This is a genomic window from Aeromonas sp. Marseille-Q7275, assembly GCF_965119515.1.
The window spans coordinates 261769-281599 of sequence record NZ_CBCPLW010000001.1 but is presented as its reverse complement, the minus strand read 5'-3'; the positions used below and the strand labels follow the sequence as shown (position 1 = coordinate 281599).

The 19831-nt window shown below is 62.1% G+C and carries 15 protein-coding genes, 1 pseudogene and 1 riboswitch; of the genes and pseudogenes, 10 read left to right on the top strand and 6 right to left on the bottom strand.

Annotation, left to right across the window (positions count from 1 at the left end; all coding sequences use genetic code 11):
* Nucleotides 1-69: 69 nt before the first annotated feature.
* Entirely contained in the window at nucleotides 70-1629 is a 1560-nt protein-coding gene (locus tag ACWPWQ_RS01315; protein ID WP_454008816.1) for a sensor domain-containing diguanylate cyclase, read from the top strand.
* Between the two features lie 33 nt (nucleotides 1630-1662).
* Nucleotides 1663-2526, top strand: coding sequence for a patatin-like phospholipase family protein (locus ACWPWQ_RS01310; protein ID WP_139438218.1), 864 nt, complete (start codon nucleotides 1663-1665; stop codon nucleotides 2524-2526).
* A 69-nt stretch (nucleotides 2527-2595) separates the two neighbouring features.
* Here the strand turns inward: ACWPWQ_RS01310 and ACWPWQ_RS01305 are convergent, their stop codons facing one another.
* Together ACWPWQ_RS01305 and ACWPWQ_RS01300 are read right to left on the bottom strand one after the other, a co-directional pair.
* Nucleotides 2596-3957, bottom strand: coding sequence for a sodium-dependent transporter (locus ACWPWQ_RS01305; protein ID WP_139438216.1), 1362 nt, complete (start codon nucleotides 3955-3957; stop codon nucleotides 2596-2598).
* 195 nt (nucleotides 3958-4152) lie between these two features.
* On the bottom strand, nucleotides 4153-4419 hold the full coding sequence (locus ACWPWQ_RS01300) for a helix-turn-helix domain-containing protein (protein ID WP_005298604.1): 267 nt from the start codon (nucleotides 4417-4419) through the stop codon (nucleotides 4153-4155).
* 258 nt (nucleotides 4420-4677) lie between these two features.
* Here ACWPWQ_RS01300 and ACWPWQ_RS01295 point away from each other — a divergent pair, with 258 nt between their 5' ends.
* The 4 genes and pseudogenes from ACWPWQ_RS01295 to ACWPWQ_RS01280 all read left to right on the top strand — a co-directional run bounded on the left by ACWPWQ_RS01295 (nucleotide 4678) and on the right by ACWPWQ_RS01280 (nucleotide 9318).
* Nucleotides 4678-5271, top strand: a complete 594-nt coding sequence (locus ACWPWQ_RS01295; protein WP_342058129.1) for a hypothetical protein — start codon at nucleotides 4678-4680, stop codon at nucleotides 5269-5271.
* 308 nt (nucleotides 5272-5579) lie between these two features.
* On the top strand, nucleotides 5580-6599 hold the full coding sequence (gene ompA / locus ACWPWQ_RS01290; protein WP_041206213.1) for a porin OmpA: 1020 nt from the start codon (nucleotides 5580-5582) through the stop codon (nucleotides 6597-6599).
* A gap of 417 nt (nucleotides 6600-7016) precedes the next feature.
* A complete protein-coding gene (gene ompA / locus ACWPWQ_RS01285; RefSeq protein ID WP_139438212.1) occupies nucleotides 7017-8018 on the top strand; it encodes a porin OmpA in 1002 nt (333 codons plus the stop codon).
* Between the two features lie 230 nt (nucleotides 8019-8248).
* A pseudogene (locus ACWPWQ_RS01280) lies at nucleotides 8249-9318 on the top strand (OmpA family protein).
* A 72-nt stretch (nucleotides 9319-9390) separates the two neighbouring features.
* Here ACWPWQ_RS01280 and ACWPWQ_RS01275 read toward each other — a convergent pair.
* Both ACWPWQ_RS01275 and ACWPWQ_RS01270 read right to left on the bottom strand, forming a co-directional pair.
* Nucleotides 9391-11085, bottom strand: coding sequence for an NAD-dependent malic enzyme (locus ACWPWQ_RS01275; RefSeq protein ID WP_454008815.1), 1695 nt, complete (start codon nucleotides 11083-11085; stop codon nucleotides 9391-9393).
* Between the two features lie 55 nt (nucleotides 11086-11140).
* Nucleotides 11141-11998, bottom strand: coding sequence for a helix-turn-helix transcriptional regulator (locus ACWPWQ_RS01270; protein ID WP_454008814.1), 858 nt, complete (start codon nucleotides 11996-11998; stop codon nucleotides 11141-11143).
* Between the two features lie 120 nt (nucleotides 11999-12118).
* Here ACWPWQ_RS01270 and ACWPWQ_RS01265 point away from each other — a divergent pair, with 120 nt between their 5' ends.
* Nucleotides 12119-13498, top strand: coding sequence for an MATE family efflux transporter (locus ACWPWQ_RS01265; protein ID WP_454008813.1), 1380 nt, complete (start codon nucleotides 12119-12121; stop codon nucleotides 13496-13498).
* A 133-nt stretch (nucleotides 13499-13631) separates the two neighbouring features.
* Nucleotides 13632-13880, top strand: a complete 249-nt coding sequence (locus tag ACWPWQ_RS01260; protein WP_247627018.1) for a DUF2498 family protein — start codon at nucleotides 13632-13634, stop codon at nucleotides 13878-13880.
* Between the two features lie 27 nt (nucleotides 13881-13907).
* Here the strand turns inward: ACWPWQ_RS01260 and ACWPWQ_RS01255 are convergent, their stop codons facing one another.
* On the bottom strand, nucleotides 13908-15047 hold the full coding sequence (locus ACWPWQ_RS01255) for a diguanylate cyclase (protein WP_454008812.1): 1140 nt from the start codon (nucleotides 15045-15047) through the stop codon (nucleotides 13908-13910).
* 243 nt (nucleotides 15048-15290) lie between these two features.
* Between ACWPWQ_RS01255 and ACWPWQ_RS01250 the strand changes: the two genes are divergently transcribed.
* Both ACWPWQ_RS01250 and ACWPWQ_RS01245 read left to right on the top strand, forming a co-directional pair.
* On the top strand, nucleotides 15291-16688 hold the full coding sequence (locus ACWPWQ_RS01250; RefSeq protein WP_454008811.1) for a nucleobase:cation symporter-2 family protein: 1398 nt from the start codon (nucleotides 15291-15293) through the stop codon (nucleotides 16686-16688).
* Nucleotides 16689-16788: 100 nt separating this feature from the next.
* A complete protein-coding gene (locus ACWPWQ_RS01245) occupies nucleotides 16789-17505 on the top strand; it encodes a lipoyl protein ligase domain-containing protein (protein WP_454008810.1) in 717 nt (238 codons plus the stop codon).
* 94 nt (nucleotides 17506-17599) lie between these two features.
* Here the strand turns inward: ACWPWQ_RS01245 and ACWPWQ_RS01240 are convergent, their stop codons facing one another.
* Complete coding sequence (locus tag ACWPWQ_RS01240) at nucleotides 17600-18976, bottom strand: alanine/glycine:cation symporter family protein (protein ID WP_454008809.1); 1377 nt, start codon at nucleotides 18974-18976, stop codon at nucleotides 17600-17602.
* A 250-nt stretch (nucleotides 18977-19226) separates the two neighbouring features.
* Nucleotides 19227-19342, bottom strand: a riboswitch (glycine riboswitch).
* Between the last annotated feature and the right edge of the window lie 489 nt (nucleotides 19343-19831).

The window sequence follows — 19831 nt, the reverse complement described above, 5'->3', positions numbered from 1 at the left end:
TGACGGGGACGCTGAGACGTTTCTGCCCTAAACTGATGCACCGATATCACTCATGGTCCCGGTCTGCCCATGTCCAAACTGTCTCATCCCCTCGCCAGGTATCGCCGTCTGCAATGGCTGGTGCTGGTCTTGGTGACACTCCTGCTGGCGCTCTCGCTGCAACACACCTTCACCCAGATCACCGACCTGAATCGACGCGACACCATCCACACGGCGGCCCGGTTGGGATCCCAGTTCCAGCAGATGGAGACCTTTCTTGAAGCCATGCGTGGTCAAGCCGAGGAACGCCTGCGCAGCCATTCCCAGTCCCCCCTGACCCACCAGCTCTACCGGGCTCTGCAGGTCACGCCTGCGCTCGGGATCACGCTGGACAAGGTGCCTGCCGATCTGCCTGCCAGCCTCACTGGCAATCTGACCGGTCAGGGCCCGCTGCCGGCCCCAGGCAGTGAGCGAGAAGACAGATTTCATCTGGCGCTCAGCCTCTCTCCCCTGCTCTCGACCACCAGCAAGATACTGGGCAGGGAGGCAGCCTGGATCTATTTCACCGGGGTGGATCATTTTATCTACCTCTATCCCTGGGTGCCCTCGAGCCAGTTTCGTTTCGATCCAGCCATCTATCAGAAGTCCTTCTGGCAAGACGCCCTGGCACAGCAATCCCACACCCGGAACGCCACCCTGTCACGCCCCTATCAGGATCTCGCCGGACAGGGGCAGATGATCACCCTGTCCCAGCCCATTACAAAGGCACAGACCCTGGTCGGGGTGATCAGCATCGACATCCTGCTCGGTCGCCTCGAGCAGCATCTGCGTCAACCGGCCCCCCAGGCGGGTACCCTGTTTCTGGTCAACCAGCACAGGCAGATCCTGGCTCGCAGCCAACCGGGTACGGCGCCGCCCCTGACCCCTGACGAGGCGCAGGATGGCTATCACTGGCAACAAGGAGCCTTCCAGCTCACCCATGCCATTCCCGGCACCCCGCTGACCCTGATCCACCGTATTCCTCTATTGCCCTTGCTGCAGACACTGATCTGGCAGTCCGCCACGGCGCTGCTCACCCTGCTCTGCCTGGTGGTGGCCGCCATCTCCAGCCTCAGAGCCCGGTTGCTGAACCGGCAGCTGAACTACCTGTCCCGTCACGATGCCCTCACCGGCGCCTTCAATCGCCACCATTTCAACGCCTTCGAGCAACGGCACGCCCTGGCTGGCACCACCCATATCGGCGCCATCATGTTCGACTGCGATCACTTCAAGCTGGTCAACGATCGCTTCGGTCACGGGGTGGGCGATCAGGTACTGATCCAGCTGGTGCGGATATGCCGCCCCCTGTTGGGGAGAGGCAGCATACTGGTCCGCTGGGGCGGCGAGGAGTTTCTGCTGCTGGTCGCAGACAGGGATCTCCCCCTGGCTCAGCTTGCCGAACAATTGCGGCTGCGCATTGCGGAACACGACTGGGCCGAGATAGCCCCCGAGCTGAGGGTGACCGTCAGCCTGGGCCATTGCCGCCAGGGCCCCGGCGTTCGCCTGCAGGAGGTCATCCGCCGTGCCGATCTCGCCCTCTATCGGGCCAAGGCCAATGGTCGCAACCGCAGCGAAGGCTGGCAGGATGACGCACAGGAGAAGCAGGAGTAAGCTGGAACCCCAACTCACAACAGGAGACGCACAGTGGCACGAAAACCCCGCCTTGGCCTGGCCCTTGGCAGCGGCGCCGCCCGCGGATGGGCGCACATCGGCATCATACGGGCGCTGGAGCGCCTCGGAGTCAAACCGGATCTGGTGGCCGGCTGCTCCATCGGCAGTTTCGTCGGTGCCGCCTATGCCGCCGGCGAGCTGGACAAACTGGAGTCCTGGGTGCGCGGCTTCAGCCGCTTGCAGGTGATGGGGTTGCTCGATCCCGCCCTCTCCGGCGGCCTGTTCCGCGGTGACAAGGTGTTTGGCATCGCCGCCAGCCACCTGGGGGATCCCGCCATCGAGAGCCTGCCGCTGCCCTTCGCCTGCGTCGCCACCGAGCTCGATACCGGCCGCGAGATCTGGCTGCAAGAGGGGCCTCTGCGCCAGTGCGTGCGCGCCTCCTGCGGCATGCCCGGCATTCTGACCCCGACCCGGGTTGATGATCGCTGGCTGGTGGATGGCGCCGTGGTCAACCCTGTGCCCATCTCCCTGGCCCGTGCCATGGGGGCCGAGGTGGTGATCGCCGTCAACCTCAACACAGACCTGCATCAGCCCTGGACCGACGAGCCGGACGAGCCCGCCCCGGGAGGGATCTTCAGCCAGTGGCTGGGCCGGGGAGAACCCAGCACCCCCGGCATGTGGGGCGTGATGACAGGCTCCATCAACATCATGCAGGAGCGGATCACCCGGGCCCGCATGGCCGGGGATCCCCCCGAGATCCAGCTCTGCCCGCGCCTTGGCAGCCTCTCCATCATGGACTTCCACCGTGCCAGCGATGCCATCAACGAGGGGGAGGCTTGCGTCGAGCGCAACCTGGACCAGCTCAAGGAGGAGCTCTCCCGACTCGGCCTGATATGAGGGCGCCATCGGGGCACCCCAATGAAAAAGAGCGCCATCAGGCGCTCTTTTTCTGTCCGGAGCGCGAGGTCAGAACAGCCCCAGTCCCTTGAGCATGACGATCAGGATGAGCGGCGGCGACACGTAGCGGATGATGAAGAACAGCGGCTTGAGAATGGCCAGCTCCAGCTCGCCCCCATTGGTCAGCGCCGCCTTCATCCGCTCGAAGCCCCAGACCCAGCCCACGAACAGGCAGAGGAAGATGCCGCCAAGGGGCATCAGCACATTGGAAGAGACGAAGTCGAACAGATCGAAGAAGGTCTTGCCGGCTATCTGCACGTCCGCCAGCGTGCTGTTGGAGAGCGCACAGGTCGATCCGACCGCCCCCAGCACCAGCAGGTTGATCAGGGTCGCCCTTCTTCGGCTCATGTGGAAACGCTCCGAGAGCACCGAGACCGGCACTTCCAGAATGGAGAGCATGGCCCCCGTGGCCGCGATGGCGGAGAGCACGAAGAACAGCACCATGAAGAGGTGGCCGAACGGTATGCTGGCAAACACCGCCGGAATGGTGATGAACAGCAGGGAGGGACCGGCGGTCGGCTCGAAGCCGAAGGCAAACACCGCCGGGAAGATGGCGATCCCCGCCAGCATGGAGACGAACAGATCGGCGCACATCACCCGGACCGTGGTAAGCGGTATGTGCTGATCGTCCCGAAAGTAGCTGCCATAGGTCATCATGCAGCCCATGCCGATGGAGAGCTTGAAGAAGGCCAGCCCCATGGCCGTCAGCACCACGCCGGCGGTGACCTTGGAAAAATCGGGGGAGAACAGGAAATTCAGCCCCTCGCTCGCCCCGGGTAGGGTCAGACTGCGAATGCCGATCACCAGCAGCAGGATGAACAGCACCGGCATCAGCCGCTTGGTGACGGCCTCTATCCCCTTCGACACCCCCATCAGCAATATGCCTCCCATCAGCGCCAGCACCAGCCACTGCCACAGCAGGCTCTGCAAGGGATCCGTGATGAGCGAATTGAAGGCCGCCCCCGTGACGGCGGGATCGGTCGAGAGGATCTCGCCGCTGGCCGCCTTGAAGATGTAGGCAAACACCCAGGCCGCCACTTCGGAGTAAAACGACATGATGAGGAAGGCCGCGCTCACTCCCATGGCCGCGATCAGCCACCAGGGTTGTCCCTTGGGCGCCAGCTTGATGAGCCCGCTCACCGCATCGGATTTCGCCTGACGCCCCAGCATGATCTCCGAGATCATCACCGGCAGCCCCACCAACAGGGTGGCGATGACATAGACCAGCAGAAAACCGGCGCCCCCGTTTTCCCCGGTCAGATAGGGAAACTTCCAGATGTTGCCAAGGCCGACCGCCGAGCCCAGGGTCGCGGCAAGCACGCCGAAGGTGCTGGTAAAGCCATCTCTGGCTTTGGGAAGGGTATTGCTCATGCGTGTCTCGCTTTGTGGATCAGGGGCCTGAAATTAAAGGGTCGGAATTTTCCGGGGATTAATCCAGCTTGCCAAGGTGATTTAGTTGAAATCGCCACATGAAGCACACAACGCACTCTGTATTTAAATAAATGCCTGTTTTGACAAATAAAAAATGCCGCCTCGCGGGCGGCATTTTTATCAAGGCTCAGGCAATCAAGCCTTGGCAATATCGTCCGGACCGATCTGACCGATTTCGGCGACTTTCTTGTCGGCCAGCAGCCAGAGGGTGAACTTGTGCAGTTCCGGGTGATGAGCCAGGGCGACCAGGAAGGCGCCTCCAACTTCACGGTAACCCAGTTCATAGTTCTTCAGGGTAGTCGGGGGGACGCCCAGCAGATCGGCAAACTTGGGACGGCTCAGGCCAACCGCTTCGCGGATCTGACGGATCTTCTTGCCAACAGTTACGATATTTGAATTCATGTGTTCCATACTCCGTTCGGCGGATTCACTCCACCTTTATTTTTCGCGACGACTCGTAGTCAAGTGTATCAGTTTTGAACGGACTCGTTATGGTCGAGCCTCTATCTTTAATAAGCGTCTTTCGACGACAACCCTAACAAACCTCGGGGATGGTAATCGCAGAGTCGCCTCAGGTAAACAGTCTCGAAGAGAAACCTTTATTGTTGCCACGGCCATAACTCGTATAATTCGCCGGTTATCCCTTAGAGAGTATTCAGCATGGCATTTCCCGGCATCATCTCCCGACTTCACCCGGATTCAGACCCCGATTCCCTCCCCCGCCAGCTCCGTCAGAGCCAGCAAACCCGGGCCGAGGCACTCTGGCTACCCGCCGCCATGCAGAGCGAGGCCGCATCCGTACTGGCTTCCCTTCCGGACAAGTGCAGCCTCTATCTCGAGCAAGCCGCCCCCCTGCCCCTGCGCAGCCACGACGGCGTTCTGCAGCCAGATGGCAGCCTGCTGCTCGGCAATGGTAACCGCATGACACTGGCGACGGAAAAAGGGGATGGTGGACTGGTGCCCGAGCAGGGCCTGCAGGAGATGGCCCAGTGGCTGGAAGCCGGCCATCAACATTTCATCTGTTCAGCCGCGATTCAGCCGGTGGCCAGGGCCATCCTCAATATCTGGCCCCTGGACCCCTATCTCGCCCGCCATTTTTTACTCGGCTTCACACCCTTGCTGTGCGAAGCAACCGAGGCCGACTATCTCGCGGTGTTTGCGACCAGGGACGCTATCGCCACCCCGCAGCACGCTTGGGTTGAGGCCTATATGAAGCTTGAGCGAAAGCTGCATCGCGCCTACTTGGATCACTAATAAATCCAGATAAACAGCCAGTTATCCATACGACACAATCTGCCCCACAGATTATCTGTGAGCTTGATCATGTTTTGAAATGAGCATAAAGTGCGCCACGTCATCGGAATGACATCGGCTGTTCGTGGCGAAGTATGCGCTCTCGATAGTGCAACTCGCCCACCTGTGCACCCAGATAACGTGCCTCCTGGATGGATCTAGGATCCCTGCTCGGCGCAACCCTTGTTGCCCGGCAGAGCCAGCAGCTTACATAAATTACAAAGTGCGAAGCACGTGAACAACGTGCCATCTCAACGAGGATTAATTTTATGATGAAAATGGCTCCTTCCCTGATCGCCATCGCCATGGCTGCCATGGGTGCAACTGCTGCACACGCCGCTGATGATATCTACTTCGGTGCCGGTGTCGGTGCAACTCACTTCAACGGTCTGAATAAGATCGAAGGCGTGAACACTGGTGAAGAAGACGCGGCTGCTGCCAATGCCTTCGTTGGTTACAACTTCAACGAGTACTTCGGTTCCGAACTGGGCTACCAGTACACCGGCCGTGGCAACACCGATGGCAACCGTTACGAGAGCCAGGGTGCCACCCTGTCCGGTATCGCTCGTCTGCCGCTGGGCAACGACTTCTCCCTGTTCGGTGAAGCTGGCGCCTACTGGGGCCACACCGACGGTATGGGCACCAGCGATACCAAGGTATCCCCGCTGGCCGGTGCCGGTGTGACCTACAAGGTCAACGACGCGCTGGATCTGCAAGCTCGTTACCGCTACATGTGGGACGTGGCTGACCTGCACGCCGACAACGTACGCTACAAGTCCAACCAGAGCGTTGCGACCCTGGAAGCCGTTTACCACCCGTTCCGTACTTCCTACGTAGCTCCGGCTCCGGCTCCTGTTGTTGAAGAAGCACCGGCTCCTGCTCCGCAGATCGTTGAAAAGAACTTCGCCCTGAACTCCGACGTGCTGTTTGCCTTTGGCAAAGACAGCCTGAAGGCCGAAGGCGTGGAAGCCCTGAACGCTCTGTACCAGCAGATCGTCGAGTTCCAGCCGAAAGACGGCAACGCCGTTGTTGTTGGTTACACCGACCGTATCGGTTCCGACGCTTACAACCAGAAGCTGTCTGAAGCCCGTGCCCGCACCGTTGCCAACTTCTTGGTCAGCAAGGGTATGGCTGCCAGCAAGGTTGCCATCGAAGGTCGTGGCGAAGCCAACCCGGTTACCGGCACCAAGTGCAACGGCGTAACCGCCAAGGCTCAGCTGATCTCCTGCCTGGCCCCGGACCGTCGCGTAGAAGTGCGCGTATCCGGCGTACAGGAAGTTCAGCAGTAATCTGACTCCGCTCAGATAACGCGAAAAGGGGATGCCACGGCATCCCCTTTTGCATGTCTGTCGCCTCAAACGTCACCCTCTGTCTCATCACACTCTCCCCGCCCCCTCTCTGATCAGGCCGCGCCCCGTCGCGCCAGCGCTGCATATCTGACCAGAAACTTGATCAAGCCGATTCAAAAGAATACAGTAGCAACGCTTGTAAGACATTGGATGAACTATTAAAAGTCCCCATTGCCCGGTTAGTTGTCCATGGAGAAACAGCTTCATGAGAATCCAGGTTACCATCCATTTTTTATTCAAGCCGTCCGTGACGAGATCACGGAATCGCAACATGACAACATGAAGTGTCATCTGCGATCGGTATAACAAAGAGTGCGCAGTACGCCCATAGCACGGCAACTCAACGAGGATAAAATGATGAAAATGAAAGTGGCTCCAACCCTGATTGCTCTGGCTATTGCAGCCATGGGAACTTCCACCGCCCAGGCGGCTGATGACTGGTACACGGGTATGGGTGCAGGTTGGGCTTATGGCCATGACCTGGACTCCTTCGGTCTGGATGCTGACAAGGACGCCACCGCGATCTCCCTGTTCGGCGGTTACAACTTCAACGATTACTACGCGGCCGAGCTCGGCTACCTCTACGCAGGCAAGGGTGGCGTCGATGGCGTCGACTTCAAGACCCAAGGTGCGACCCTGTCCGCCCTTGGCCGTCTGCCGCTGGGTGACATCTTCTCCGTGTTCGCCGAAGGCGGTGCCTACTTCAATCATGTCAACGGCAATGGCGAGAGCGACAACGGCACCTCGCCCCTGGCCGGCCTGGGTCTGACCGCCAAGGTCTCCGATCTGCTCGATCTGCAGGCCCGCTACCGCTACATCTGGGATCTGGGTGACGAGCAGAAGACCTGGAAGACCGACATGAGCGTCGCCACCGTGGAACTGGTGATGCACCCGAACCGCAAGGCCTATGTAGCCCCAGTGGCCGCGCCGGCTCCCGAGCCGGTTCCCGAGCCCGTCATGGTCGACAAGAACTTCTCCCTGAGCTCTGACGTGCTGTTTGCCTTCGGCAAATCCACCCTGAAGCCGGAAGGGACTGCCGCCCTCAACACCCTGTATCAGCAGATCGTTGACGTTCAGCCGAAAGATGGCAGCGCCGTGGTAGTCGGTTACACCGACCGTATCGGTTCCGACGCCTACAACCAGAAGCTGTCCGAAGCCCGTGCCCGCACCGTGGCCGACTTCCTGGTCGGCAAGGGTCTGCCGGCAGGCAAGGTCGCCATCGAAGGCCGTGGCGAGGCGAACCCGGTCACCGGCACCCAGTGTGACGGCGTCAAGGGCAAGAACCAGCTGATCGCCTGCCTGGCACCGGATCGCCGCGTCGAAGTGCGCGTCACCGGCGTGCAGGAAGTCCAGCAGTAAGCGGTCAACCCGCACCTGAAAAAAAGGGGCCGTACGGCCCCTTTTTTATTCATCTGTCAGCCCCTCCCACCCCCGTTCCGGGGCGAAACAGTTGTCACCTTCCTCACAGATTTTCCATACGGGGTCGCCACTTAAGTGGTTAAACGTCTCATATGGCCTATACATAATGTTGGTTATACATAACAAAGGGCTGGGAGCCCTATAACACCCAACATCGACGAGGAAACGCGATGAACATTAGACTGAAACCGGTATGGATTGCACTGGCATTGGCGACGGGAGCGGCACAGGCGGCGCCTATGCACGACTGGTATATAGGGGCGGGGGCGGGCTGGGCATGGGCCCATGATCTCGATGATTTCAGCAAGGATGTCAGCAATGATGACGCGTACAACGCCTTCGCCGGATACAACTTCACCGAAAACCTGGGCGCCGAACTGGGCTATCTGTCGGGCGGGGACTGGGACGTCAATGGTCACGAGTTCAGCAACCAGGGGGCAACCCTGTCGATCCTGGGCCGCCTGCCATTGAACGACATCTTCTCGGTGTTTGCCGAGGGTGGCGGCTACCTCTACAGCGTCAAGTCCATCAACGGCAGCGAGGACAACCTGGCGCCGCTGGCCGAACTCGGCATGACCGCCAGGCTGCACGACTGGATCGACATCCAGGCCCGCTATCGCTACATGGTGCGGGTGGGGGATGACTCGGACAACGACAAGCTGGGCAGCGGCACCTGGCGCTGGGTCAGCGACATCAGCACCGCCACCCGCAGAACTGGTGCTGCACCCCAACCCTGGCCACCCGGTGCGGTGGCCGCCCCCTGGTGGTGACCCCGCCGCCGCCCCCGAGCCGGTGGATCAGACCTTCGGCTACGAGCTCTGACGTGCTGTTTGCCTTCGGCGAGGCCGAGCTCAAGCCGGAAGGCATGGCCGCCCTGGACGATCTCTACCAGCAGATAGTCGACGTCAAGCCCAAGGATGGCAACGCCCTGGTGATGGGCTATACCGACCGCATCGGCTCGGATGCCAACAATCAGGCACTGTCGGAGGCCCGCGCCAGCACGGTCGCCAACTTCCTCATCGGCAAGGGGCTGCCCGCCGACAAGGTGAGCATCCAGGGCAATGGCGAGAGCAATCCGGTCACCGGTACCCAGTGCGATGACGTCAAGGCGAGAGCCGCCCTCATCGACTGCCTGGCCCCGGATCGCCGGGTCGAGATCCGGGTGACCGGCGTGCAGGCAGCCGCACCAGCGGCCACCGAGCCCGCGGCCGAACCTGCTGCCGAGCAACCGGCACAATAACCCCTCATCCACCTCTGTCGTGCACAAAAAAGGGATGCTTGCGCATCCCTTCTGCTTTTGCGGCCTCTTCGATCAGAACGAAGTGCGACGATAGCGGCGGTATTCCGGCCGCCAGAAGTTCGCCTCGATGGCCTGGTCTATCACATCATCGGGGGTCTGTACCGCCTTGCCCTGCAGCATGGCGGTCTTGGCCACCATCTTGGCGATGTAGCGGGAGACACTATGGATATCCGCCAGATCCGGCAGCAAGGAGCCCTCCTCTCCCTTCACCAGCGGCGAGCACTCCGCCAGGGCCCGGCTGGCGGACATCAGCATGGCGTCGGTCACCCGGGTGGCGCCCGAGGCGATGACGCCAAGACCTATTCCCGGGAAGATGAAGGAGTTGTTGCACTGGGCGATGACGTAGCGCTTGCCCTTGTACTCCACCGGCGCGAACGGGCTACCGGTAGCCACCAGCACCTGGCCGTCGGTCCAGCGGATGAGATCCGCTGGCGTCGCCTCCACCCGGGAGGTGGGGTTGGAGAGCGGGAAGATGATGGGGCGGGAGCAATGCTTGTGCATGGTCTTGACCACCTCTTCGGTGAACAGACCAGGCTGGCCGGAGACCCCGATCAGGATGTCAGGACGACCGTGCTCCATCACCTCCAGCAGGGAGATGTTGTCCCCCACCGGCCACTCCTTGATCCGCTCCAGCGGCTGGGAGAGCTTGCGCTGGAAGTCGAGCTGGTTGGGGATCTTGTCGGTGATGAGGCCGAAACGGTCCACCATGAAGACCCGGCCGCGGGCTTCCGCATCATTCAGCCCTTCGGCCTTCATCTGCGCCACTATCTGCTCGGCGATGCCGCAGCCGGCGCTGCCCGCACCGAGGAAGGCGACCCGCTTCTCGGAGAGCTTGGCCCCCGAGGCCTTGCAGGCGGCGATCAGGCTGCCGAGAGTCACGGCGGCGGTGCCCTGGATGTCGTCGTTGAAGCAGCACAGCTCGTCCTTGTAGCGGTTGAGCAGCGGGGTGGCATTGCCCTGGGCGAAGTCCTCGAACTGCAGCAGGATCTCGGGCCAGCGGCGCTTGACCGCCTGGATGAAGGCATCGACGAACTCGTCGTACTCCTCGCCCGAGATGCGCGGATGGCGCCAGCCCATGTAGAAGGGATCGTTCAGCAGTTGCTGGTTGTTGGTGCCCACATCCAGCACCACCGGCAGGCAGTAGGCGGGGGAGATGCCGCCGCAGGCGGTGTAGAGGGAGAGCTTGCCGATGGGAATGCCCATGCCGCCGATGCCCTGATCCCCGAGGCCCAGGATCCGCTCGCCGTCGGTGACCACTATCACCTTGACGTTCTGCTTGGTGGCGTTTTGCAGCATGTCATCGATCCTGTCCTTGTCCGGATAGGAGATGAAGAGGCCGCGGGCACGGCGGTAGATGTTGGAGAACTCCTCGCACGCCTTGCCCACGGTCGGGGTGTAGATGACCGGCAGCATCTCGGTCAGGTGATTGTTCAGCAGGCGATAGAACAGGGTTTCGTTGGTGTCCTGGATGTTGCGCAGATAGATGTGCTTGTCCATGTCGTTGCCAAACGCCATGAACTGGCGATAGGCACGTTCCGCCTGCTCTTCGATGGTTTCGATGTTCTGGGGCAGCAGGCCTTCCAGATTGAAGCTGCTGCGCTCCTCGCTGGTGAAGGCACTGCCCTTGTTGAGCAGCGGGGTTTCCAGCAGGGCCGGGCCGGCGTAGGGAATGTAGAGGGGACGTTTCTGATTATTATCTTCAAACATGGATCTGTACCTTGACTGTGTGGCCCGCCGATCCTATGGGCTTGGGCCAACAATTTCAAAGGGTTTGCACCTCAGTGGCAACAGGTTTGCGACCTAGGCGACGAAAGGCGCCCGGGGTCTGACCAGTGAGGCGGCGAAAACGGTTCGCAAAGTTGGCGCCGTCGCTGTAACCGACCCGGCCGGCCAGCTCAGCCAGCGGCCAGTTGGTATAGAGCAGCAGCTGGCGCGCCTTGTTCATCCGAAGCTGAGTCAGCCAGGCCATGGGCCCCATGCCGAACACCTGCCGGCAGAGCCGATGCAGATGGGGCACAGAGCAGGCCATCTGGCTAGCGAGCAGGGTCACGCTCCAGGGTTCATCGAGGCGCGCTTCCACCCGGCGAAACAGTGCCTGCAGCCTGAGCTCGGGGGTGCCGCGCACCTCCCCCTGCAGGGTCCTGTCCAGCAGCGCCAGCAGCAGGCTGAGCAGCTGGGGCTGCAAGGGCGATCGCACCCCCTCCCCCTGCATCAGGCTGAGCAGATGGTAGAGCTGCTCCCCCTCTTCCCCCTGCCAGATCCGGTGGCCGAGCCGGTGCAGGTGCTGCCAGCGCGGCACGTCATCCAGCAGGATCCAGCTTGTCTGCCAGCCCTCGCCAATGAGCCTGAGCCCCCCCGGTACGGCCGCCGGCAGGAAGATTAGCGAGCCCGCGGGGATGGGCTGCTCCCCCTGATCCGTCAGCAGGGCCCCGCCCTCGTCGTGGCTCACCATCAGGATGTGGAACTCAGGCCTGTTGCGGCGAATGAGGTAGTGATCCCGCAAGCGGGAGAGGCCGGTCAGGAAGATGCCGGCCTCCCCCAGCAGGGGTAAGCCTTCGCGACCCAGCATCCGCTCCTCGCAGCCGGGAGCTATCTCAAGACACTCGCTGACAAATGCCATAACGCCTCAACATGATAGTTTTGAACAAGAAAGCCGAGAGGTGCTCACAGTGGAACCTCCCGCTACTACCCCTATCATACCCATGACAAACCTTGCTTTTCACATACCCGGTTAACATAAATGAATTATTGGCAAGCGATTTTAAAACAAACCACCGATCGTGAGTTCATGACCCGACTGTGGCGGCTGGCCCTGCCGGTGTCGCTGCAATCCATGATGTTCTCCCTGCTCGGTCTCATCGACATCATGATGGTGAGCCAGCTTGGCACCACGGCTGTGGCGGCGGTCGGCTTGGGTAACCGGGTCTTCTTCTTCAACCTGCTGGTGATAGCGGGACTCTCTGGCGGGGTCTCGGTGTTGGCGGCGCAATACTATGGCCGGGGCGAGCTGGCCGGGGTGCGCCGCTCCCTGGCCCTGGCCCTGGTGGGCGCCCTGCTGGTGAGCCTGCCGTTTGCCCTCCTCTATGTGCTCTCGCCGGGCAGCGTGCTCGGCTTTGCCAGCCAGGATCCCGCGCTGCGCCTGCTGGCCGACGAGTTTTTGATGATCACAGGCGCCACCATCCTCTGCACCGCCATAGTCGTGCCCCTGGAGGCGGCCCTGCGCTCGGTGGGCAACGCGGCGGCGCCGACCCGGATCGGCATCATTGCCATCATCGCCAACGTCATCCTCAACTACGCCCTCATCTTCGGCAACTTCGGCTTCGAGGCCATGGGGGTCGCGGGCTCGGCCTGGGGCACCACGATTTCACGACTGCTGCAGACGGCGCTGCTGCTGATCTATGTGCTGCGTCAGGAGCCGCGCCTGGTGCCGCGCAGACAGGACTGGTGCGACGCCTTTCGGCGCAAGGAGGTGGTGCGCTTCACCCTGATCGCCCTGCCGCTCCTGTTCCATGACGGGCTCTGGGCCTTCGGCATGCTGCTCTACGGCTTCCTCTACGCTCATCTGGGCACCGACTCCCTGGCCATCATGACCACCCTCGGCACCTTGGAGAGCATCCTTATCTCCCTCTTCTTCGGGCTGGCGGTGGCCTGCTCCACCCTGCTCGGTCACCGGCTCGGGGCCGAGGAGTACGAGGCGGCCTGGCAGCACTCCCAGCTGTTCCTGCTGCTCGCCCCCATAGGCGCCCTGCTGGTGGGAATAGCCGTCTGGCTGCTGCAGACCAACCTGCTGCAGTGGGTCGGCAACCTGCCGGGGGAGCTGATGGGGGAAGCGGGCCAGGTGCTTGCCATCATGTGCCTCGGCATGTTGCTCAAGGTGTTCAACATGGTGGGCATAGTCGGGGTGCTGCGCTCGGGGGGGGACGTGAACTACAGCATCTTCATCGACATCGTCGCCATGTGGTGCATAGGCCTGCCGCTGGCCTGGGTCGCGGTCAGTCTGCTCGGCTGGCCCCTCTCCTGGGTGGTGGCCGTGGTGCTGCTGGAGGAGCTGTGCAAGGTGCTGCTGGTGCAGCGCAGGATCCGCCAGCGTCACTGGCTCAAGAATCTGGTGATGGGGTGACGGCAGCCCGCAGCCGGGCAAAAAGCGGGGTCATATCAATGACAGAAAATCCCCCCTTGCAGTATGCTAATCGCCTCTTCAATCAGCGGCGGGGCACACCAGGCCCTGCCAGTAGTCGCTTAAGGAGACTCACATGAAACCACAAAAAGAGCTGATCACCGAGACTGCCCTGCTGGAGATGGCCAACGGCATCATCAAGAGCCACGAAGACTTCATCCACGGCATGCGTGCCGATGCGGTGGAGCAGAAGGGGGAGATCCTGGTATTCAAGGGGGAGTTCTTCCTGGCCGAGGATGGCACCCCGACCGGCAAGACAATGGCGGTGTTCAACATGTTCAAGCTGCTGGCCCAGCAGTTGTCAGGCAAGTACCGGCTGAACTGATAGCGCCCCCCAGACAAGATGCCGCCCTCAGGCGGCATCCGTCTTTGTGGACCCGGGCTTGCCCGGCGTCTTCGCCAGCTCGCCCACCACGCAGTTTCGCCCCGCCATCTTGGCCATGTAGAGGCACTCGTCCGCCCGGTTGAGCAGCTCCTCGACGCTCTCCCCGCGCAGGGACAGGGTCAGGCCTATGCTCACCGTCACCTCCAGCAGTTCATCCGACGTCGGGCTCTTCACCAGCCGCGCCTCCACCGCCACCCTCAGTCGCTCGGCGATCCGTTTCGCCTGGGCCAGATCGGCGCAGTTGGGCAGCAGTATGGCAAACTCCTCGCCGCCGTAGCGACCGAGCACCATGCCGGGCTCCAGCTGCTCCGCCAGGGTCGCCGCCACCTCTTTCAGCACGGCGTCCCCCGCCAGATGGCCGAAGGTGTCATTGATGCGCTTGAATCTGTCCAGATCCAGCAGCAGCACGGCAAAGGAAGCCTGCTTGCGGATCATGCTGACCCTGGCCTTCTCGAGCTGTTTCATCAGCAGGCGGCGGTTCATCATGCCGGTCAGCTCGTCCGTGGTGGACTCCCGATAGAGCTGCAGCAGCATGTTGAGCTGGCCGCACTGCACCCAGGCACTTGCCACCGTGAAGAGCCCCAGCAGCCAGACCTGGTTGAGGGTCTGCACGCTCAGGAGCGGCTGGCCCACCAAGAGCCAGTTGCCCGCCAGCATGGTGATCAGTATGCCCCCCGCCAGTTGCAGGCTGAGGGAGAGCGGTATGGGGAAGATGGCAAACAGGCTGATGAGCAGATAGGGGAAGGCCATGTAGCCCGCCTGCAGCTCCTGATCCGTCCCGAAGCTGTGCAGACAGATGAGGGAGAAGAGCATCATCACCGCCATCAGGTAGCCCAGGGCCAGCTTCATGCGCTCGCGCTTGAAGTGGATGAGATAGGAGAGGGGGATCAGGGGAGAGAGGGCCAGCAGGCAGAAGATCCTGACCTGAAACAGTTCGTCAAACTGGGTGGCGGGCAGGGTCAGCCAGTCCACCAGCGCCCAGGCAGGCAAGCCCACCATCAGCAGGCAGGTGAGCAAGCGCAGACGCACCGTCATAAAGCCCATGCGGGTCAGGGTGAAATCTTCGGAGTGGGCACGGGCACTCCAGAACTCCGACAGCTTCAGCATCCAGAGTCTCCATTTTACAACTGAGGGCTCATTCTACACCGTCCCTTCCTGGATGCATCAGCATGTCCCCCATTTATAACGAGAACTGCCTCACACAAACCGGCGGATCATAATCGCCGCGCGCAAACGCTTCAACCCATCGAAAAATAAACTGGTTATTGCTCCAATTAGCGCTGGTCAGCCCAGGTTCAGCCACTAGAATAGCGCCCAATTTTCTCCCCCTCCCCACACTCAGAGGTATTTATGGAACAGGCTGCCGCCGTGCGCGCGACTCCAGAGACCCACCCCCCCAGGCGAGCCCACAGCGAGCTCATCTACGGCATAGACGAGGTTCCGCCCCTGCCCCAGACCCTGTTCGCCGCCCTTCAGCACATGCTCGCCATGTTTGTCGCCATCATCACCCCGCCCCTCATCATCGCCAATGCCCTGGGCCTCCCGGCCGCCGACACCCGCTACATCGTCTCCATGTCCTTGGTCATGTCCGGCATCGCCTCCTTTATCCAGACCCGCCGCTTCGGCCCCCTTGGTTCGGGCCTGCTCTCGGTGCAGGGCACCAGCTTCAACTTCCTCGGCCCCATCATCGCCTCCGGCCTGGCCCTCAAGCAGGCCGCCATGCCCACGGAAGATCTGCTGGGCACCCTGTTCGGCACCATGCTGGCGGCCGCCCTCACCATAGTGGTGATGAGCCGCTTCCTGCATCTGGTCAAACGGATCATCACCCCGCTGGTGACCGGTATAGTGGTGCTGCTCATCGGCCTGACCCTGATCAAGGTGGGCCTCATCAGCATGGGTGGCGGCTATGCCGCGCTCTCGGACGGCAGCTTCGCCAGCCACACCAACCTCTTCCTCTCCCTGCTGGTGCTCGGCCTCATCGTGTTGCTGCAGCGCAGCCGCAACCCCTGGCTGCGCCTCTCCGCCATCATGATCGCCATGCTGGCGGGCTACGCCGTCGCCCTGCTGCTGGGCAAGGTCAGCCCTCCCACCTTCGAAGGCCCCCTGGTGATGGTGCCCATCCCGCTCCACTACGGCATCGGCTTTGACTGGCAGCTGTTCGTGCCGCTCGCCATCATCTTCGTGGTGACGGCACTGGAAGCCATAGGCGACATGACAGCCACCTCGGACATCTCCGGCGAGCCGCTGGACGGGCCCGTCTACATGGCGCGGATCAAGGGGGGCGTGCTGGCCGATGGCGCCAACTCCATGCTGGCGGCTGTCTTCTCCACCTTCCCCATGTCCACCTTCGCCCAGAACAACGGCGTCATCCAGCTGACCGGGGTCGCCAGCCGCCATGTCGGCCTCTTCATCGCCGCCATGCTGTCCCTGCTCGGCCTGTTCCCGGCGGTGGCGAGCCTGGTGCAGCAGATCCCCGAGCCCGTGCTGGGGGGCGCCACCATCGTCATGTTCGGCACCATAGCCGCCGCCGGGGTGCGCATCATCTCCCGCGAGGAGCTGGACCGCCGCGCCCTGATGATACTGGCGGTGTCGCTCGCCATGGGGCTGGGTGTCGCCCAGGTGCCCGAGGTGCTGCAGCACCTGCCGGAGCTGGCCAGAAGCGTGCTCTCCTACGGCGTCGCCACCGGCGGCCTCACCGCCATCGTGATGAACCTGCTGCTGCCCAAGCGCGGCGGCGCCCAGGCCTGACGCGCTCCAGAACGAACAGGTAAAGCCCCGCCGTGCGGGGCTTTACCTTGTTTGCCGCCCCGGGTACTGTGCTGGGCAGCCTCTGTTCAGGATGCCTTTCATGCCCTATACCCTGCTTCCCCCCCTGCCCGCCCGCCACACCCCGGATCAGATACTGGCCGAGGAGCAGCGCTGGCTGCGGGAGTGCGCCCATGACGGCCAGCCCAGCGCCCACCTCTGGCAGGCCCCCCAATGCCTTATCGTCACCCGCAAGGACGTGCGCCTGCCCCGCTATCAGGCGGCCTGCGAGCAGCTCGCCAGCGAAGGCTGGCCCGTCCATGTGCGGGACAGCGGCGGCACCGCCGTGCCCCACGGGGCCGGCATCCTCAACATGTCTATCTTGCTGCCCCGTACCACCACGGATCTTGGCCACTACTACCGGCTGCTAGGGGCGCCGCTGCTGACCCTGCTGGGCGAATACGGTCTAGAGGGAAACTATGACTTCGTGCCCGGATCCTTTTGCGACGGCCAGTACAATCTGGTGATCGGGGGCCGCAAGGTCACCGGCACAGCCCAGCGCTGGCTGGCGCCGGGGCAGGATCACGGGGGCGCCGTGCTGGCCCAGGCCATGTTGCTGGTGGCGGGGGATGTGGACGAGGGCACCCGGATGGCGAGCCGCTTCTACGAGCTGGCGGGCGGGGAGCTGCGTTTCTTGCCCGGCACCTCCACCACGCTCGCGCGCGCCATCTGTTGGCAGGGTGACGAAACCGAGCTGGTAGCCAGGGTGCAAGGGCGGCTGGCGCGCCTGCTGACGGAGAGTCCGATGCCCTTACCCTGATCCCCCCGGAGGGTGCGCCTTCCCCATGCGCCATCCATAAAAAAGCCACGACCCGGGTCGTGGCTTTGCTTTTCCGCATTGGTCGGGCGCAGATTCAGGCGGTCTGCGGCTCGGGCTCGGACTCCGTATCCCGGTCCCGACTGAAGTAGGCCCGGGTCTCGGCGATCACCACGTGACGCAGGCCGATGAGGCCGATGAGGTTGGGTACCGCCATCAGGCCGTTGACGATGTCGGCCAGCAGCCAAATCAGGTCCAGATGGAGGAAGGCGCCGCTCGCCACCAGCACCAGATAGACGATGCGGTAGGGCTTGATCGCCTTGACCCCGAACAGGTACTCGGTGCAGCGCTCGCCGTAGTAGTTCCAGCCGAGGATGGTGGTAAAGGCGAAGAACAGGAGGCCGATGCTCACCAGATACTGGCCTATGTGGGCGTCCAGCCCCTGGGCAAAGGCCTGGCTGGTCATGGCGGCGCCGCTCAAGTCACCGCTCCACACGCCGGTCACCACCAGGGTCAGGCCCGTCATGGTGCAGATGATGATGGTGTCGATGAAGGTGCCGGTCATGGAGACCAGCCCCTGCTCCACGCAGGAGTCCGTCTTGGCCGCCGCCGCGGCTATGGGGGCCGAGCCCAGCCCGGACTCGTTGGAGAAGACCCCCCGTGCCACCCCGGACTGGATCGCCAGCATGATGCCGGCCCCGACGAAGCCGCCGGTGGCCGCATGGCCGGTGAAGGCGCTCTCGATCACCAGCATGACGGCGTCGGGCAGGGCGCCGGCGTTGTTCACCAACACGCCGAGACAGGCGAGTATGTAGAAGATGGCCATGAAGGGGACCACCTTGCTCGAGACGCTGGAGATGGACTGGATGCCCCCCAGGGTCACCAGGGCCACTATCAGGGTCAGCACCACCGCGGTCACTTCACGGGGCACCGAGAAGGAGAGGCTCATGGCATCACTGATGGCGTTGACCTGAGGGAAGGTGCCGATGCCGAAGAAGGCGACGCCTATGCCGAACAGGGCGAACAGCTTGGCCAGCGGCCTGGAGCCCAGCCCCTTCTCCAGATAGTACATGGGGCCGCCCGCCATCTGGCCGTTGGCATCCTGCTCGCGGTATTTGACCGCCAGCAGGCACTCGGCGTACTTGGTGGCCATGCCGAACAGGGCCGCCATCCACATCCAGAACAGGGCGCCGGGGCCGCCGAGCTTGATGGCGGTGGCGACACCGACAATGTTGCCTGTGCCTATGGTGGCGGAGAGGGCAGTGCACAGGGCGGCGAAGCTGGAGACATCCCCCTGCTTGCCCTGACCCTGATCCCGGCCAAAGACCAGCTTGAGGGCGAGCGGCAAGCGCACGACCTGAAGCAGACCCAGACGCAGGGTAAGGTAGATACCGGTCCCGACCAGCAGGATCAGCAGGGGTGGACCCCAGACAAAGCTATCGATGGCGGCGAGCGCCGATTGAATTGATGACATGCATCCTCCTTAAAAAACAACGATTAAGGAGGAGAAGGATGATCTTCCCATAGGTGTCGCGATCGGCCAGAGGCGATCGGATGCGGGCCAAAAACGTGCTCACACTCTTACTGCAAGGCCGTGATCAAGGCTCATGCGCTGCTCGGAAGCCTCATGTATTCACATACACTCCGGTTCCTGCGCTGCTCTTTACCTTGCTGACAACCTCTCGTGACAGATCGTGAACAGTTCTAAGCTCAGGTACAACCATCCCATCCCCTCTGTCCTTTTGCCTGAGAGTTTCCGGCGCCAGCCAGCCCTTGCGGGTCGTCATGGTGCCTTGCTCCTTCGGCGCCCGATCTAACGGGTCTCTCCAGAGTATCGTCCAGTAGCAGTCCACACCGGTTGCCCGGTACCTGAAAGATTCACTTCTTCGGTGGATGGTCCCCCATCGCTCTCCTGCTACCTTCATCCGAACTAGTTTGGATTAGGAAGCGGGCATGTTAATCCAAAAAATGTGAGCTGTCTCCCACTCGGCCAGCCTCGGCGCCGCTTTTTTCTGTCCAGGCCATGAGCGGAACCATGTTAAATGCTCGTTAACTATCAATAGCTTATGAAGTCTTCTCTGCCAATGCTGCGCACCGGCAGGGGCAGACTGCCCCATATCAAGATGATGTTTCGTCTCGACCAGAAATACTTGCCAACATATCCAATCAAAATGCTTGCACACAAACTCAATAAGTCGATAATCCCGCGCATAACTAAGCACTTTGCAAGGGAGTTATGCATTGTGCCTGGTCGGTCCCTCCGGACCACTCGCCTGAGCCGGCCGTCGCCGGTTCAATCGCATATGGCTTGGGCATATCACGCCCCCTA